This window comes from Glycomyces arizonensis DSM 44726 (assembly GCF_000482705.1).
Taxonomy (GTDB): domain Bacteria; phylum Actinomycetota; class Actinomycetes; order Mycobacteriales; family Micromonosporaceae; genus Glycomyces; species Glycomyces arizonensis.
Genome location: NZ_AXWO01000002.1, coordinates 155,653 through 172,439, shown reverse-complemented (window position 1 = coordinate 172,439; position 16,787 = coordinate 155,653). Strand labels below are relative to the sequence as shown.

Genomic DNA, 16,787 nt, shown 5'->3' with positions numbered 1-16,787 from the left:
TATGTGCCGGAATGGCGCCGCGCGTCCAGGCGGTTCGCGGCCGCTGGGAACGCCTCAGGTCACCAGGCCGTGGCGGTAGGCGTAGACGACCGCTTGGACGCGGTCGCGCAGGCCGAGCTTGGCGAGGATGCGCGAGACGAAGGTCTTCACGGTCTCGGGGCTGATCACCAGGGCCGCGGCGATCTCGCCGTTGGAGCGGCCGTCGGCGATCAGCCGCAGGACCTCCATCTCGCGCGGGGTCAGCGGCGTCTCGTCGGCGGCGCCTTCGGCGGGCCGGATGCGGGCGGCGTACCTGCCGACGAGCTGGCGGGTGACCTCGGGGTCGAGCAGCGCCGCGCCCGTGGCGACGGTCCGGATCCCGTGCAGCAGCTGGCTCGGCGGCGCGTCCTTGAGCAGGAAGCCGCTCGCCCCGGCGCGCAGCGCCTCGTAGACGTACTCGTCGAGGTTGAACGTCGTCACCACCAGGACCTTGACCGGGTTCGCCACGGCGGCACCGGCGAGGCGGCGGGTGGCCTCGATGCCGTCGAGCACCGGCATGCGCACGTCCATCACCACGACGTCGGGGCGCAGCCGCTCGGCGAGGTCGAGCGCGGCCTGGCCGTCGCCGCACTCGCCCGCGACCTCGAGGTCGGGCTGGGCGTCGATGATCGTCACCAGGCCGGTGCGGATGAGCATCTGGTCGTCGCAGACCAGGACCCGGATCGGGGCGGTCACGACGGGCTCCCGGCGGGCAGGCGCGCCCGCACGACGAAGCCGCCGCCCGCCCGTTCGGCGCTGAAGTCGCCGCCCAGGACGTCGACGCGTTCGCGCAGGCCCGCGAGGCCGCGCCCGCTCCCGCCGCGGATCGGCGAGGACGCACCGGACCCGTCCGTGCTGACTTCCACGCTGATCTCCCTTTCGCGGTGGCGCACCCGCACCGAGGTGCGGCTGCCGTGGGCGTACTTGAGGGCGTTGGTCAACGACTCCTGCACGATCCGGTAGGCGACGAGGTCGGCGCTGCCGGTCGAGGCGGCCGGGGTGCCCTCCTCGGTGAACTCCACCGGCTGCCCGGCCCGTCGCGTCTGCTCCACGAGCGTGAGGAGCCTGCCGACCGGCGGCGTCCGGGGTTCGGTGCCGTGGTCGGGGTTGAGCAGGTCGAGCAGGTGCCGCAGGTCGGTGACGGCCAGGCGGCCGGTGTCGCTGACGGCCGTCAGGGCCTGGTCGAGGCGGTCGGGCGCGGCGGTCAGATAGCGGGCGGCCTCGGCCTGCACGACCATCGCCGTCACATGGTGGGTCACGACGTCGTGGAGTTCGCGGGCGATGCGGGCGCGCTCGGCGGTGCGGGTGGCCTCGGCGACGAGGCGGCGGCGCTCGGCCTCGGCGGCTCTGGTGCGACGCAGCCAGGCCCCCATGCACCATGCGGCGGCCATGAGGAGGTAGAACGCCGTGAAGCCGCCGACGCCCTCGTTCGAGCCCAGGTGGACGAGCGCGAACGCCACCGCCGCGTAGACCGCCGTCAGGACGGCCGCGGCCGTCCGCCGGTGGCGCTCCAGGTGGGCGCCCGCGCTCAGCAGCGCGATGGCCACTGCGGTGCCGGCCACCGTGTGGTAGCTGCCGAGCAGCGAGATGACGAAGCCGAGCGACACCAGGCCGAGGCAGACGGCGGGATACTTGCGGCGCACCGCGAGCGGGAGGCATTCGAGGACGAGCACCACGACGGTCATGGGGCCGAAGGGGCTCGCGGGCAGGTCGCCGACCTGCGTCTCGTGGCCTTGGAGCGTCGGCAGGAACGACAGGGCGGCGAGCAGCAGTCCGAGGGGGAGGTCCCGGACCGTGACGTCGAGCCTTCGCCACCGGTCCGGGATCCGCTGGAGCTTCACGCGGGCAGTGTAGCGGCGGGCTCGGCGCGGTCGGCGCGGCGGCGGGGCACCAGGTTGCCGCGTCGCTTTGCGACCCAGAGGAAGATGACCGTCAGCAGCAGGCCGAACACGACCGTGTAGAGGCTGCCTTCGGGGCCGAACTCGCCGCCGGTGATCGGGCTCGGGCCGGAGGTGGCGGCGTCGAGCAGTCCCTTCGGAGTGCCGTTGCCGGAGACCTCGGTGCTGAAGACGGCGGACGCGGCGAAGTTCCATCCGAAGTGGAGTCCGATGGGCAGCCACAGGTTGCGGGTGGCGATGTAGGCGGCGCCGAGCATGCCGCCGGCCTCGATGGCGATGGCGATGGCGCCCCACAGGCTGGCGTTCGGGTTCGCCAGGTGCGACGCTCCGAAGAGGAGGCTGATGAGCACCAGGGCGATCCAGGTGCCGGTCCACCCTTCGACGATGCGGAACAGGATGCCGCGGTACATGATCTCCTCGGTCACGGCGGCGGCGGCCATGAAGCCGAACAGCCCCACCATGCCCATCGGGTCGCCGATGCCATCCACTGTGTAGTACCCGAGGAACGCGATGTTCACGATGACGAAGCCGAACATCGCGAAGCCGATCAGCGTCCCCCAGCCGGTCTTGGCGGGAGCGCCCTCCCAGGCGAGCTCGGTGACCTCGCGACGCTCGGTGCGCCGCACCACCCATCGGTAGACGGGCACTATGAGCGCGGCCGTGGCGAGGCCGATCAGCAGGGTGAGCCATATGTTCTCTTGGAGTGCCATCGCGGCCCTGCCGCCGATGAGGGCGATCGGGGCGGTTGCCAGGAGCTGCCAGACCAGTCGCATGAAGCGTCCTTCCTCAGTTGCGCGGCGGGGGTGCCGCGGCTGAGTTGAACGCTACGGATCGGGCGGCGCGGCGTCGTCACCGTGAAGTGGGCACTTGCGCGTAGCTCGCGCGGGGGACAGCGGGCGGGGCGGCGGGCCTTCGAAGGCCCGCCGCCCCGCCCGGAGGGAGGCGTCAGTCGCAATCGGTGCAGTGGACGTCCTCGGCCTGCCCCGTCTCGACCACCTCGGCGACCCAGTCGACCAGCGCCCGGCCGTCCACGGTCTCGGCGTAGAACCGGTCGCCGTCCAATGCGAGGTGATGGGAGCCGGGGGCGACGTAGCTGAGCACGTTCACCCCCGCGTCCTCGATCATGGCCTCGTTGGCGTCGATGAGGGCCGTCAGGTCGTCCACGGGGACGCCCGCGGTCTCCAGGCGCACCGTCTGCTCCTCGTCGTGGGCGTAGTCGTGGCGGGCGAACACGATATCGGGGTCGTGCAGTCCGCTCTGGATGAACAGGCCCGGGATGCTCCACTCCTCGGCGGTCATCCCGTCGTACTCGGGCCAGTCGGGGACGGCGTCGAGGACGCCCCAGGCGGCGGTGGCCTGCTCGTTGACCACGGGCGCGTCGGGGTAGGACCCGGAGCTGTCGGCGATGACGGTGACCTCGGCGTCGGGCAGCAGGTCCGCGGCCAGGCCGCCGTACAGCGGCGCCGCGGCCGAGCCGGAGCTGGCGCCGATCACGACGACCTCGGCCGCGTCCGGGAAGGTCGCGGCGAGGTAGTCGAGGGCGGCGGTGCCGTTGGCGTAGCCGTCGTGGTGGACGGTGAGGCCGGGCTCGTACTCGGTGGTCGCGTTGCCGAGGTGGAGGTCCGCGGTGCAGTACGGGACGAAGACGAACGAGTGGTCGGCGAACGGGTTGCGCTCGTCGGCGAAGTCGAACAGGCCGTCCCCGCCCGGGTCCTCGACGCCGCTCTGGTAGCCGCCGCCCTCGCCCGCGCAGGTGGCCGCGGACCAGCAGGCGCCGCCGCCGTCGAGGTAGAGCACCACCTTCTCGGGGTCGGCCTCGCGGGCGTAGAAGCCGTAGTCGGAGCCGTCGGCGCACTGGCAGTCGCCGTCCGCTCGGACCTGCTCCCATCCGGCGGCGGCGGGGTTGATCTCGTGGCGTTCCTCGCCGCCCTCGGAGGGCGTGACGGCCTCCAGGATGTGATGGCAGGTGTCCTGCGCCGCCTCGACTTCCTCTTGCGGCGCTTCGAGTTCGGAGAGGTTGGTGAACATGACGCTGCCGTCGTCTTCGACCTGCGGGTCGGGGTAGTCGGCGATCCCTTGGCCGCGCACGCATTCGGCGTACTCGGCGGCCGCCGCCCGCACCGCTTCGAGGTCGACGGCCGCGGGCGGCTCGGTCTCGTCGCCGCCGAAGACCGCCAGGGCGGTGCCGGCGGCGATCAGGACCAGGGCTGCGGCGAGGGCGACGGCGAGGCGGCGGGGTCGCCGCTCGGGTGTTTCATCCATGAAGGAGTGTCCTGCTTTCTGTTCGGAGGGCAGATGATTCGGTTCCCGGGGTTCAGCAGGCGCGGCGGACGCGCCACAGGCAGAAGGCGGCCAGGGCGGCGGCAAGGGCGGCGTAGACGCCGGTCTCGATCCACTGGAGCGGCCAGAAGTGGTCCGCGGGCTGGTAGACCACCTCCAGCCGGTAGCCGAGCCGGTTCATCTCGGTGAAGCAGGCGTCGATCGCGGGCTGCGGGCCGCACGGCCCCGAGGCGGTGGGGACGTCGACGGCGTCGACGGGCTGCCCCGAGGGGTCCAGCAGCCGACTGGACAGCAGCCATGCGCCCGAGTCGCCCGTGTCGACGGCCACCTGGTCGGGGCCGACCCGCACCACGTCGAAGTCGGCCGCGTTGCGGTCGCTGATCTCGATGACGGCCTCGACCGGCTCGATCAGGTGGGGCCGGACCAGTTGCGGCATGGCGACCTGGACGGCGGCGAAGACCAGCAGCGTGACGGCCATGGCGGGCAGGGTCCGGCGCGCCACCAGCCCCGATGCGACGCCGAGGGCGAAGGCGAAGGCCGCGTATCCGATGGGGACGATGCCGCGGGCGGCGAACAGGAGGGGCTCCATGCGCGGGAAGTCGCCCGCGGCGGCGGTGTCGATGGGGTGGGCCCACCAGGTCACGGCGAGGGTGGCCAGTCCGGCGGTGAGCGCGGCGGCCCCGCCGACGACGCCGAGCTTGACCGCGAGCCACCGGACGCGGGTGACGCTCTGGCCCCATGCCAGGGCGCGGGTGCCCGACTCGGTCTCGCGGCTGATCAGGGGCGCTCCCCAGAACAGCCCGATGAGCGCGGGCACCAGGAGCGCGAGGCCGGTGACGAGCAGGAACTCGGCCCGGTGGTCGTGGAAGAAGGTCTGGCCGATGGCGGCGCAGGCGCCGCCGCGGCCGGTGCTCGCGGCGGTGCAGGCCGCGAAGTCGTCGGCGAGGCGGTCGGCCAGCGCCGGTCCGGTGGCGGCGAAGACGATCGCCAGGAGCGCGAGCGCCGCGGCCGCGGCGGCGGCCGACGCGCGGAACTGTCGCCAGGTGAGCCAGATCATCGCAGTACCTTCAGGTTCGGTCCGGTGGCGGGGGCGGCATGGTCATGGACGGCGCCATCGCGCATGTAGGCGATGACGAGGTCCTCGAGGCTGAGGCGGTTGACCGTCCACGACGGGTCGTGGACGGGGGCGTCGGTGCGGACGACCAGGCTGCTCTGCCGGTCGGTGTGGCTGGCGGTGACGAGCCGCTGCTCCGCGGGGAGCTCGGCCGGGTCGCGGCGCGATCCGGTGAGCAGGCGGTGGGACTCCAGCAGCTCGTCGAGCGGGCCCGCCAGGCGGACGCGGGAGTCGACCAGCACGATCAGGTAGTCGCAGACCCGCTCCACATCGGAGACGAGGTGCGAGGACAGGACCACGCTGAGCTCCGACTCGACGGCGGCCTCCATGAGCGTCTGGAGGAACTCGCGGCGGGCCAGCGGGTCCAGGGCGGCGACCGGCTCGTCGAGGAGGAGCAGCTCGGGGCGTTTGGCGATGCCGAGGGTGAGCGCGAGCTGCGCGCGCTGCCCGGCGGAGAGCTGCCGCGCCTGCATCGCGGGGTCGAGGCCGAGCCGCCGGATGCGGTCGTGCGCCATGTCGGCGTCCCAGCGCGGGTTCATTCTGGCGCCGAGCCGCAAGTGGTCGGCGACGCCCAGGGTGCCGTACGTCGGCGTCCCCTGGGCGACGAAGCCGACCTTGGCCAGGGCGGACTTCGAACCGGGTTCCTCGCCGAGCACGGTGATCTCCCCCGCCGTGGGGGTCAGCTGACCCGCGGCCAGGTTGAGCAGGGTCGTCTTGCCGGCGCCGTTGGGGCCCACCAGCCCCACGATGTGCCCGGCGGGAATGTCCAGGGTGCAGTCGCTCAATGCCGGACGGCGGCCGTAGCGCTTGGCGAGATGCTGCGTCTGTAGTGCGGTCATGCTATGTCCTCGTGCGTGTCGTCCCGAAGCGTCGTCGCGAACAGCGCTTCGATGCCCTCGTCGTCCAGTCCTTCCCGATGGGCCTCGGCCAGCCAGCGCCGCAGCTGGCCCCGCAGCCGCTCGGTCGCCTCGGGCGAGGCGACGGCGAGTGAGGCGGTCACGAAGGTCCCCACGCCGGCGCGCGCGGCGACCAGGCCCTCGTGTTCGAGCTCGCGGTACGCCTTGAGCACCGTGTTGGGGTTGATCGCCAACTGCGCCACGACCTCCTTGACGGTCGGGAGCTGCTCGCCTTCGCGCAGCAGCCCGAGCCGCAGCGCCTGGCGGACCTGGCGGACCAGTTGCCGGTACGGCGAGAGGCCGGTCTGGGGGTCCAGATGAAACTCGATCACCTCGAGCACTCCGTTCAAATAACTAGTTAGCTAGCACTATAGCAATATAATGAAAACCGGCAAGCCCCGCCGGAACCGCAGGCCGATCCGCAACAGGGAGCCCGAGAGCGCCGCCACCCAGAAATACATCCCTGGTATGCAACTCGACTCGCGCCCTACCGCGTATGCAAGGAAGAGGCCGAACGGCCTTTTTGATTGAACTGCAAAGGAAGTCAGCATGCGCAGACAACTCTCCCTCGGCTTCGCGGCGGTGGCGGCGTTCGCCGCCACCGCGCTCGCCGGAGGGGCGACCGCTCACGCCGAGACCGGCGGCGAACCGGTCGGCACCCCGATCGACACCGTGGTGCTGCCCACCGGCGACACGGTGGCCGTGCTCCCCGACGGCGGCACCGGACTGCTGCCCGCCGAAGGACGCGAGGACGTCGGATTCCTCACCATCCCCGCGCCCGACGGCTCGGGCGACACCCTCGTCATCCCCAGTGACAGGGCCGACGCAGTCAAGACGGGCCGGGAGGACCCGCGCCGCTACAACGTCACCGACCTGGCCGCGGCGGGCATCGCCGACGCCGGAACGGCAAGCGAGTCCGAACTGGACGGCATCGGCGACGCCGGGCTGACCGGCGCCGCCGTCGCCTCCGAGGCGGCTGCGGCGCAGCCGTTCACGGTGCGGATCCTCGACCGCTCCGGCGGTGTCCCCGAAGGCGACTTCGTGCTGGTGAGCCAGAACGCGACGGGGGCGTTCGGGATCCTGGAGTTCGACGCGGACGGCCGCAGCACGGTGAGCCTGGAACCGGGCGGCTACACCCTCGTGCACGGCACCTGGAATGACGACGCCGAAGGGCAGCGCACCGAGATCGTCCTCGGCATGACGCCGGTGACCATCGGCTCAGCACCGTACGAACTGGTCCTCGACGCCGCCGACGCCTCGCCGGTGACCGTCGACGTGCCGCGCCCCGACGCCCGGCTGCGGGGCGCGGAGGTCTCCATCGGAGCGACCGGGAACCTCGGGTACACCGACTACTCGGGACCGGACACCGACATCTACCTGATGCCCGGATCGACGCTCCCGGGGCGGGAGGTCGACTTCGCGTTCCGGCCGGTGCTCGACAGCCCCGAGGGGGCGGGCGAGGCGTACACCTACAACCTCGCGTTCCTCGAGCAGGGGTCGTTCCCCCACGACACCTCGTTCACCGTCACCGAGGCCGAACTGGCGGCGGTGCGGACCGAATACCACGACCTCGGGACGCCGGTGCGCGGCTTCACCTGCACCTTTGGCGACCTCATCGGCGAGGACGTCGGGGCGCAGGACTGCCGCATGGTCCCCGTCGAGTTCCCCTCAGAGCGCATCGAGTACTACAACGCCGACTCCTCTGTGGAATGGGCGACCATGGCGATGGGCGGCCGGACCGACGAGGACGGCTGGGGCATCACCGAGGGGTTCGTCAGCACCGAGACAATCGTGCTCGAAGCGGGCGAGCGGACCCACCGCGACATGGTGAACGGCCCGCTCGGCGGCGGCACGGCCGACGGCTGGCTCTTCGGCTTCGACGAGGCCGGCTCCCTCAGTCTCCAGACGAGCCTGGGCGCCGGGCACTCGGGCGAGGACCTGCGGCTCCTCGGTTACGACGCCGCCGCCTTCCTCATCAAGGACGGGGAGAAGCTCGGCGCGTGGCACGGCGACCCGATGGACGGCGTCGACCTCGCGCTGGACGGCGCGGGCCGCTACACGCTCGCCCTCAGCGGCACCCGCGACACCGGCACCGGCCTGTTCGCCACCGAGTCGCGGGCCGCGTGGACCTTCGACTTCGACCCGGCCGACCTCGGCGAGGAGGGCGTGGCGCTGCGTTCACTGCCCACGGTGTCCTTCGACGCCGAGGACGTCGAGGGCGGCTGGGCCGACGCCGGATGCCGCCAGGAGGTCACGCTCGCGCTCGAACCCGGCGACTTCGGCGATCCTGACTCGCATCTCACCGAGCTCGGCCTCGAGGTCTCCTACGACGACGGCCGGACGTGGACCGAGGTCGACCTCGACCGCGACGGCGACACGGCCGAAGCGACACTGCACCATCCCTGGAACGCCCGGTTCGTCTCCATCCGCGTGAACGCGGCCGACGACCACGGCAACGAGATCGCCTACACGACGATCCGCTCCTACGGGCTCCGCTGAGCGAACCAGAAGAGCGGCCATCCTCGCGATGGCCGCTCGATGGCTCATGTCCGATGCCGTGCGGCGTTCATTCGCAGGCCACACCGTCACCGTCTCGGTCGAGATGGGAGCCATAGCCGGGATCGCCCCTGCGGACCTGGGCGGCACCCGCGGCGCGAGCGGCGTCGCAGTGCTCGCAGCAGGCCCCTTCTTCAGTGGTGGACGCGGTTGCCCGCGGGTACGCTTCTCCCTCGGTTGGTTTGTCTGTGAAGGGAACTGTCATGTCGGGGACGGACATCCTCGTGGTCGGGGCGACGGGCAAGACCGGTCGGCGAGTGGTCGAGGGTCTGCGCCGCCTGGGTGAGCGGCCTCGGGCGGCCTCCAGGTCCGGCGCCGTGCGATTCGACTGGTACGACCCGTCCGGTTGGAGGGCCGCCCTCGACGGTGTCGATCGCGTCTATATCGCTCCTCCGACGGTGCCCGATCTGGCGGCGAAGCAGGTGGCGGCCTTCGCTCGATTGGCGGTCGACAACGGGGTTCGCAAGCTGGTGCTGCTGTCGGGCCGCAGCGCCCGCGCGGGCAGCGAGCGGATGCTGGCGCTGGAGCGTGCGGTGCGGGTGCCCGGCGCCGAGGGCATCGTGCTCCGGCCGAGCGTGTTCGACCAGAACTTCTCCGAAGGCAACCTCCGGCAGTCCGTCATCGGCGGCACCATTCGGCTGGTGGCCACCGGCAATGCCGCCGTCGACTTCATCGATGCCGCCGACATCGCCGACGTGGCCGTCGCGCTCCTCACCGCAGAGGCACGCCACGAACCGGTCTACGAGCTGTCCGGTCCCGCGGCCATGTCCTATGTCGACGCGGCCGCCTTGATCTCCAAGGCGACCGGCATGGACCTTCGTGTCGTCGAGGTGGAGCCCGAAGCATGGGCGGCCGCCGCGCTCGCCAAGGGCGCGCCCGCTGACGCGGTCGATTGGTCTCTGGAGGCCGCGGACGGCGTCCGTGCCGGGTTCTACGCCACCCCGTTCACCGGCGTCCAGGACGTCCTGGGAAGGGCGCCTGTCACCTTCGACGCGTTCGTGCGCGCCGCGGCCGCTGCCGGCGCGTGGTCTTGACGGCCCCGTTCCGCGCGTACTTCGGCAGGCGGCACTCGGCGACCTGACACTCGTGCAAGCACGCGTGCAGGCGGCCATCGTCGCCGACGTCGACCGCAGCGGTCCGTGTCGTGCGCAGTCCCGTCACCGCCGTCGAGCACCCCGCCGAGCACCCCGTCGATGACGAACACGCACTGTCGGCTATCCGACACGGCTCTGGCCGACGGGCCACGGTCCCATACGATGGAACGTTCCAGTGCCCATCGACGCCGATCGGCCCACGCCCCATGAGCGAACGGGAACCCCGCCATGTCTGAAGACCTCGGCACCCTCTGGGAGGTCGTGCGCGACGTCGTCGCCGACGTCGCCCCCGCTGAACTCGACTATGTCGAAGGGCTGCGGCTCATCGACGACCGGAACGTCACGCGTGCGATGCGCCGCCGCCGCGCCCGGACCGAACCGCTCGGCTTCGGGGCGACCGACCTGGTGCTGCTCGCGACGCCGATCGTGTGGATCGTGGTCGAGCACCTGGTGACCCGCGGCACGGACACCCTGATCGACCGGATCGTGAAGGGCACTCGGTCGCGGTTCGGGAAGCGGCAGGCCGACCGGAGGGTGCCGCGGCAGGAGCACCGGCAACTCGCCCGCCTCCGCCGCAAGGTCGAGGCCGAGGCGAAACGGCGCGGCCTGTCGGAGGAGCAGGGCAGGGCGATCGCCGACGCGCTGCTTCGCCGCCTGGAGCTGGAGGACGAACGCACCGGGCCGCCGGAGCGGTGAGCGGCCCCCGTCTCGCCGTCGACGCCGCCACGACGCTCCGGTTCGTCCAGCTCGTCGCGCTCATGCTCGTCAGCACCGGCGCGACCATCCTGGAGGCGCGCAACCTGCTCGGCGGCAACCTCGAACGGCAGGACTGCTATCGGGCCGCCGGCGTCAACGCCGAGATCGACACGGCGGCGAACTCGATGGACAGCTTGAGCCGCAACGCCGACGCGGTCGCGGCCTGCCTCGAGCGGTACCCGGCGCCGTCGATGTGGCTGGCGGCGGTGTGGATCGGGCTGCTGCTCGTCTCGACCCTCGTCCTGTTCAAGGCCATGCCGAAGTGGAAGTCGCGGCGCGGCAGGTACGTGCCGCTCGAACTCGTGCCCGGCGGCGACGCGGCTCGGGAACGACTCGACGAGCTGGCGGCCGCGTTCGGATTCGCGAGCGGGTTGCGGGTCGTGGTCGATCCCGTCGCGGCGACGGAGAGCGCGGTCATGTTCGGGAGCAACGGCCGACCGCGGATGCGGATGCACCGAGGGCTCGTCGACGCCCGGAGGACCAGGCCCGAGACGTTCGACGCGGTGGTGCTGCACGAGCTGGCGCACCTGAAGAACCGCGACCTCACCGTCACGTTCCTGGTGATCGCGATGTGGCGCGTGTTCCTGTGGCTCGTGCTCGTCCCGTACCTGGTCATACGTTCGGACCTGTTCCTCGACTCGGTACGGCACTACTCGTGGGCGACGAACCTGATCGGCATCAACCTCAAGAGCATCGCGGCCACCGGGGTCCTCGCCGTTCTCGTGTACCTGTCGCGGACGGAGGTCCTGCGGGTCAGGGAGATCCGGGCCGACCAGACCGCCAGGTCGCGCCCCGATGTCTGGCCCGCCGCGGCGGCGCGGTCCGAGCGGGGCCGCTGGGAGCGGTTCCTGCGGATCTGGCGGGTGCATCCCGACTGGGACATGCGCCGCGCCTCGCTGGAGGAGCCCGAGTCCATCCAGCGGATCAAACCGTTCGCGCTGGCGCTCACCGGGCTCGCGACCTCGATCATGCTCTACCGGCTCCAGTTCGCGTTCACCGAGATCCCCTGGTCCCCGGTCCCGTCGATGCTGGCGGCCGCGCTGATCGGCGCCCTCGCCGCGTCCGCGATCGTCGGCGTCTACATCGGCCAGGCGGCGGCGCTGGGCGACGGCGGGCAGGGGGCCGCGGCGGGATTCTGGTTCGGTCTCGGCATGATGCTCGGCCTTCCGTTCGTGGACGGCGCGTTCTCGTTCACGCGTCTGCCGCCGCACCCGGAGTTCGCGCTGGCGCTGGTCGCCATGGCGGTCCTCTTCGGATGGTGGTTCTCCGAGACCGCGCGGCAGTGGGCCGGCTCCGGTGCCTCCGTCCCGCGGCTGGCGGCGGTCATCGCGCTGTCGCTGCCGGTCCTGTCGGTCATGCTGGTGGCCTGGCGGTACTCCTCCGGATTCTTCGACGGCCTGTACCCGTACTTCGACACCGACTACGTCCAATCGGAATGGGGGGCCACCGTCGAGTCGAAGGGCGGCGATCCCGACGGCTGGGCGGTCAGAGTGTTCTACGCGCTCACTCCAGCGCTGCTGACGACCGCCGGGCCGCTCCTGTTCGCGATGGTCGCGCTGATGTGGGGTGCGGCGCTCCTGCCGCGGATCGCGCCCCCGCTGCGGCGGTGGGGATTCGAGCCGCTGCCCCGCGGCCTCAAGCCCGCGATCGCGGGCGCCGCCACGGCGCTCCTCGGGATCGTCGCGATCCGGCTGGTGCTGGGCGGACTCGGCTTCACGGACGCCGTGAACCCTTACTCGATCGAGCACTCGCTCTACTACTGGTCCAGCGCCGCGGCGCTGTTCGCCGGCGCGATCGTCGCCGCGGTCGCGGCGAACGCCGGCCGCCCGCGGCTGCGCCTGCTCGGCACGCTCGTATCGGTGTACCTGGGGATCTGGGCGGGTGTCGCCGGATTCATCGCGCTCACGGCGGCGGACGGCTGCCTCGGGCCGCTGAACGTGTACGAGACCGACTGCGGCTGGCGCACCGATCTCGCCTGGCCGGAGCTCTCCATGCCGCTCAACCTCCTGGTGGTCGGCTCGCTCGTCCTCGCGGCGATCACCGCCGCGATCGGCGCGGCGGTCCAGCGCCTCGCGCGGCGGAGGCCGGGACCCGAGAAAGCCGCCGGCGAGACGAAGCGCCTCGGTCCCGCCGCTGTCGCGGTCGCGGCGGTCCTGGCGCTGGCCCTGTTCTTCAGCGGCTGGCGCGACCGGTACTACCTGGAGATGCTGCTCACGACGAGCACCGATCCCGGGGTGCTCGAAGGCTGGATCGAACGCGAAGGCGAGCGGCCCCCCGAGCTGGTGGCCGAACAGGTCCGCGCGTGGCTGAACGGCGGCGGCATGGACCTGCTCGAGCGCTTCGCCGAACACCTCGGAACGGTGGACGAGGCCGTCGCCGAATACGCCTCGACCCCCGAGTCCGAGCGCACGCTCGACCCTCTGTACGCCGTCCCCGAGGCATGCGACCGCCTCACCGAGACGGTCCTCGACGCCGACGACTACTTCGAGATCCCCGACGCCGAGCTCCAGGCGCTGTGGAGCGACTTCCTCGATGGCGTCTACGACCGTGCCGTCACTTGCGCCGACGAGTTCCAGTCCTCGATCGACAGCGGCGACGGCACGGTCTGGGCGACGGCCGTGCGTGAGCTCAGGGAGGAGACCATCCCGGAGTACCTCGCGTTCGCCGAGGCCTTCGGCGCGGTCTTCGAATAGTGCGCCTTTCGCAACCGCAGGCTCACCGAGGACACCGTGATCGGCTTCTTTCGGGCCGCGGCGTTCGGCCTGGGGATCGTCGTCCGTCACTGTCGCGGCACTGATCGCCGGGGCTTGACCGTTCGCTCGGTGCCGGTGTGGCCGCGCAGCAGGCGGGAGGTCGTGGCGGTGTCGGCGACGAGCGCGATGACCGCGCAGCAGGCGGTGATCGCCGCGATGGCCGACCACGGTATCCGGACCGACATCGCGTCGGTGCGGCTGCCGAGCGCCACGACGACGGCGACCAGCGTGGCGCAGGTGACCAGGCCGCCGAGCGCGAGGCCGACGCCCCCGACGGTGAGGGCCTCGCGTGCGGCGAGGCGCAGTACCTGGCGCCGGGTCGCGCCGAGCCTGCGCAGCAGGATCAGTTCGTCGGCCCGGCCGGCGGCGGTCATCGCCTGCGTGTTGGCGATGGAGACGGCGGTGTAGACCAGGGCGGCGCCGAGGACCGCGAGCAGGGACATCCGGTTCAGCCGATCGAACTGCGCGTCCAGCGACCGCAAGTGGGATTCGGGGTCGGTCACGGTGGCGCCCCAGGATCCCGCCGCGGTCGCGGCGGCGGCGGGTCCGGCTTCGCCCGAGAACGCCAGGTAGAGCGTGTCGGGCAGCGGAGCCGTGGAGTGCGCGGTCGCCAGATGCCACGGAAGGAAGTAGTCCGGCAGTCCGAGCCGGTCGGTGAACACGGCGGCGATCCGGAGCTCGACGACCGCGCCGTCGCCCAGCCACAGGCGTCCGCGGTCGCCGACGCCCCAGCCGTGCGCGTCGGCGATCGAGGCGGCGACCGCGACGGTCCGGCCCTCCAGTCCGGTGAACGAGCCGTCGGCGACCGGCACGCGCAGCACGTCCGTCACCTCGGGTCCGTCCACATACCAGGCCGTGCGCTGCCGCACCGCCTCCTCGCTCGCATCGAACACGGTGGTGGTCTTGACCGGCACCGCGGCGGCGACGTCCGGGAGTGCCCGCAGTCGATCCGCCGCGACGCCGGGCAGCCGCGAACCGCTCTCCGGGACGACCATGGCCGGGGCGATGAGCTGGTGGCGCAGCGACGACGCCTCGGTGGCGGCGATGGTGGCCGTGCCGACGAGCGCGCCGCCGGCCAGGCCGATGGTGATGAGCACCGGGGCGATGGCGGCCGCGTATCGGCGGCGTCCACTCCCGACGGCGGCTCGGGACAGCTCCGCTGCCGCACTGCGCCCGCAGGTCGCCAGCCAGGCGAACGGCCGCATCAACGACGGCAGCAGCAGCGCGCACCCGCCGATCAGCAGCATCACCACCAGCAGCAGGTAGGCCGGTCCCGCCGGGCCGGACATCAACCCTGCCACGGGGATCGCACCACCGAGCACGGCGAGCCCGAGGATCCACCGGGTCGCGGACATGCCGGACCGCTCGACCGAGGACTCCCGCAGCGCCTCGACGGGGCGGATCGCGCCCGCGCTGCGGGAGGCCGCCCACGACCCCGCCGATGCCACGATCAGGCAGAGCGCGCACGCCACGACCGCGGGCCACCAGCGGTAATCGACGGTGAAGCCGGACGGCGCCAGGCCGTAGCGCGCCAACCACCAGGCGAACACGGGGGCGAGGACGGCGCCGAGGGCGGCCCCGGCCGGTCCCGCCACGAGCCCGACGAGGAGCGCCTCGCCGACGACCAGGCGGCGGACCTGCGCAGGCGTGGCACCGGCAGCGCGCAGGAGCGCGAACTCCCGCCTGCGCTGGACCACGCCGAACGCGAAGGTCCCGGCCACGACGAAGGCGGCGGCGAATCCCGCCACGCCCGCCGTCGTGCCCACAAGGGACGTAGTGCCGATGATCAGCCCGGCCTCGGGGTCGAGTTCGGCGCTCCGGCGCTCGTCGCCGGTGAGGACCCGCATGGTCGGGATGGCTTCGAGCGCCGCGGCGACGTCCTCGGCCAGCCGCTGCGTATCGGTGCCGGGGGCGGGCAGCAGCGCCACCGCCGAGATCCGGTCGTGCGCGAGCCGCGCCGCGGTGGCGTCGCTGAAGTAGAGCGCCGGTTCGGCGGGCGTGTCGATGACGCCGCTGACGGTGAAGCGCCGCGGGCCGTCGGCGGTGGCGACCGTGACGGTGTCGCCCGGCTCGGCGCCGGTCGACGCATCGAGCACCACGTGGTCGGCGTCGGTGGGCGGGGCCCCGGCCACCAGCTCGACCGGGTGCAGCGCGCTCGCCGACCACGGATGGCCCCAGGTGGCCGAGCCGAACCGGGCGTAGCCGATCCGGTCGACCACGACGGTCGCCGAGCCGGCGACGGACGACACCGACGCGGGGACCTCGGCCGGGACGAAGCCCGGTTCTCCCGCGGGCAGTGGCGGCGCCGCGAACGGTCCGTCCGGGTCGTCCGCGGCGGCGCCCGCGATGTCGGGCCCGGCCACGACGACCGACGGCTCCATGAACCAGCGGGGCGCGTCGTCCGCATCGTCGAGCGCGACCGCCAGTGTCAGTCCGGCGGTCGTGAACAAAGCCGCGCCGAGCGCGAGCGCCAGGAACGAGCCGACGAAGGTCGTCCATCGGGCGCGCAAGGTCTGCCACGCGATCGCGGTCACGGCCGCTCCTCCAGCTTCGTCATGCGCTCGGCGACGCGCCGCGGCGCGGGGTCGCGCTCCTCACCGGCCACGCGGCCGTCGGAGAGGAAGACGACCCGGTCGGCGTAGGAGGCGGCGACCGGGTCGTGGGTGACCATGACGACGGTCTGGCCGCGGTCGTCGACCAGCGACCGGAGCAGGGTGAGCACCTCCTGGCCCGTCCGGGAGTCCAGCGCGCCGGTCGGCTCGTCGGCGAAGACGACCTCCGGCTCGGTGATCAGCGCCCGGGCGATCGCCACGCGTTGGCGCTGACCGCCGGAGAGTTCGCTGGGGCGGTGCCGGATCCGGTCGGCGAGGCCGACCGCCGCCAGCGCCTCGCGGATCCGGCCGCGCTCGGGCCTGCGCCCGGCCAGGCGCAGCGGCAGGGCGACGTTCCGCTCGGCGGTCAGCGAGGGCAGCAGGTTGAACGACTGGAAGACGAATCCGATCCGTTCGCGGCGCAGCCGCGTCAGCCCGTTCTCGTCCAGATCGTCCAGGCGGACCTGTCCGATCGCGATCTCACCTTCCGAGGGGCGGTCGAGACCGGCGGCGCACTGCAGCAGCGTGCTCTTGCCCGAGCCGGAGGGGCCCATGACCGCGGTGCAGGTGCCGGCCCCGAAATCGAGCGTCACCCCGTCAAGGGCGGTGACCGCGGCCCGCCCGGCACCGAAGACCTTGCGCACCGCGTGCAGTCGAATGAGCGGCGCCGCTGTACGGCGCTCGTCGGCGAAATTCGTCATGGGAGCACCATCGCCGACACACCGGGGCCGTGTCACTGGCGCGCAGGCGAGCGACTCGGGTAGAGCCTGCCCCACCTCCGTCGGTAGCACCCGCGCGAGTGACGCGCGGGGCCGCGATCGCGTACCGTCG

At 72.4% G+C, this 16,787-nt stretch carries 14 protein-coding genes; 4 read left to right on the top strand and 10 right to left on the bottom strand.

Annotated elements, in window-relative coordinates:
- Positions 1–54 precede the first annotated feature (54 nt).
- The 7 genes from H613_RS0103510 to H613_RS0103480 all read right to left on the bottom strand — a co-directional run bounded on the left by H613_RS0103510 (position 55) and on the right by H613_RS0103480 (position 6,538).
- Positions 55–714, bottom strand: coding sequence for a response regulator (locus tag H613_RS0103510; protein WP_026922708.1), 660 nt, complete (start codon positions 712–714; stop codon positions 55–57).
- Positions 711–1,859, bottom strand: a complete 1,149-nt coding sequence (locus H613_RS0103505) for a sensor histidine kinase (RefSeq protein ID WP_035735949.1) — start codon at positions 1,857–1,859, stop codon at positions 711–713. Before H613_RS0103505 ends, H613_RS0103510 begins: the two co-directional genes overlap by 4 nt.
- Positions 1,856–2,689 carry a CPBP family intramembrane glutamic endopeptidase gene (locus H613_RS0103500; protein ID WP_026922706.1) on the bottom strand — a complete coding sequence of 278 codons (834 nt, stop codon included), beginning with the start codon at positions 2,687–2,689 and terminating at the stop codon, positions 1,856–1,858. Before H613_RS0103500 ends, H613_RS0103505 begins: the two co-directional genes overlap by 4 nt.
- 172 nt (positions 2,690–2,861) lie before the next feature.
- On the bottom strand, positions 2,862–4,178 hold the full coding sequence (locus tag H613_RS28865) for a pectin acetylesterase-family hydrolase (RefSeq protein WP_051392901.1): 1,317 nt from the start codon (positions 4,176–4,178) through the stop codon (positions 2,862–2,864).
- A 52-nt stretch (positions 4,179–4,230) separates the two neighbouring features.
- Positions 4,231–5,253: an ABC-2 membrane transporter-related protein gene (locus tag H613_RS0103490; protein WP_026922705.1), complete on the bottom strand. Its 1,023-nt coding sequence runs from the start codon at positions 5,251–5,253 to the stop codon at positions 4,231–4,233.
- The gene (locus H613_RS0103485; RefSeq protein WP_026922704.1) at positions 5,250–6,149 is read right to left on the bottom strand and encodes an ABC transporter ATP-binding protein; all 900 of its coding nucleotides are present in this window, start codon (positions 6,147–6,149) and stop codon (positions 5,250–5,252) included. Before H613_RS0103485 ends, H613_RS0103490 begins: the two co-directional genes overlap by 4 nt.
- The gene (locus H613_RS0103480) at positions 6,146–6,538 is read right to left on the bottom strand and encodes a GntR family transcriptional regulator (RefSeq protein WP_026922703.1); all 393 of its coding nucleotides are present in this window, start codon (positions 6,536–6,538) and stop codon (positions 6,146–6,148) included. Before H613_RS0103480 ends, H613_RS0103485 begins: the two co-directional genes overlap by 4 nt.
- 217 nt (positions 6,539–6,755) lie before the next feature.
- Here H613_RS0103480 and H613_RS0103470 point away from each other — a divergent pair, with 217 nt between their 5' ends.
- A complete protein-coding gene (locus H613_RS0103470; protein WP_026922702.1) occupies positions 6,756–8,705 on the top strand; it encodes a hypothetical protein in 1,950 nt (649 codons plus the stop codon).
- 67 nt (positions 8,706–8,772) lie between these two features.
- Here H613_RS0103470 and H613_RS32855 read toward each other — a convergent pair whose 3' ends face one another.
- The gene (locus H613_RS32855; RefSeq protein ID WP_439330234.1) at positions 8,773–8,967 is read right to left on the bottom strand and encodes an excalibur calcium-binding domain-containing protein; all 195 of its coding nucleotides are present in this window, start codon (positions 8,965–8,967) and stop codon (positions 8,773–8,775) included.
- On the opposite strand from H613_RS32855, the gene H613_RS0103465 reads away from it, so the two are divergent.
- From H613_RS0103465 to H613_RS0103455, 3 genes are all read left to right on the top strand, one after another.
- Positions 8,966–9,796 (top strand): Rossmann-fold NAD(P)-binding domain-containing protein, encoded by an 831-nt coding sequence (locus H613_RS0103465; protein WP_026922701.1) that lies wholly within the window; start codon positions 8,966–8,968, stop codon positions 9,794–9,796. The two genes, H613_RS32855 and H613_RS0103465, sit on opposite strands and share 2 nt — an antisense overlap.
- Before the next feature lie 288 nt (positions 9,797–10,084).
- Entirely contained in the window at positions 10,085–10,552 is a 468-nt protein-coding gene (locus H613_RS24165) for a hypothetical protein (RefSeq protein ID WP_051392900.1), read from the top strand.
- On the top strand, positions 10,549–13,305 hold the full coding sequence (locus H613_RS0103455; RefSeq protein ID WP_026922700.1) for a M48 family metalloprotease: 2,757 nt from the start codon (positions 10,549–10,551) through the stop codon (positions 13,303–13,305). The genes H613_RS24165 and H613_RS0103455 overlap by 4 nt, the downstream gene beginning before the upstream one ends.
- An 86-nt stretch (positions 13,306–13,391) precedes the next feature.
- Here H613_RS0103455 and H613_RS24160 read toward each other — a convergent pair whose 3' ends face one another.
- The gene (locus H613_RS24160; protein WP_035735945.1) at positions 13,392–15,899 is read right to left on the bottom strand and encodes an ABC transporter permease; all 2,508 of its coding nucleotides are present in this window, start codon (positions 15,897–15,899) and stop codon (positions 13,392–13,394) included.
- A complete protein-coding gene (locus tag H613_RS0103445) occupies positions 15,896–16,657 on the bottom strand; it encodes an ABC transporter ATP-binding protein (protein WP_051392899.1) in 762 nt (253 codons plus the stop codon). Before H613_RS0103445 ends, H613_RS24160 begins: the two co-directional genes overlap by 4 nt.
- Positions 16,658–16,787: the final 130 nt, after the last annotated feature.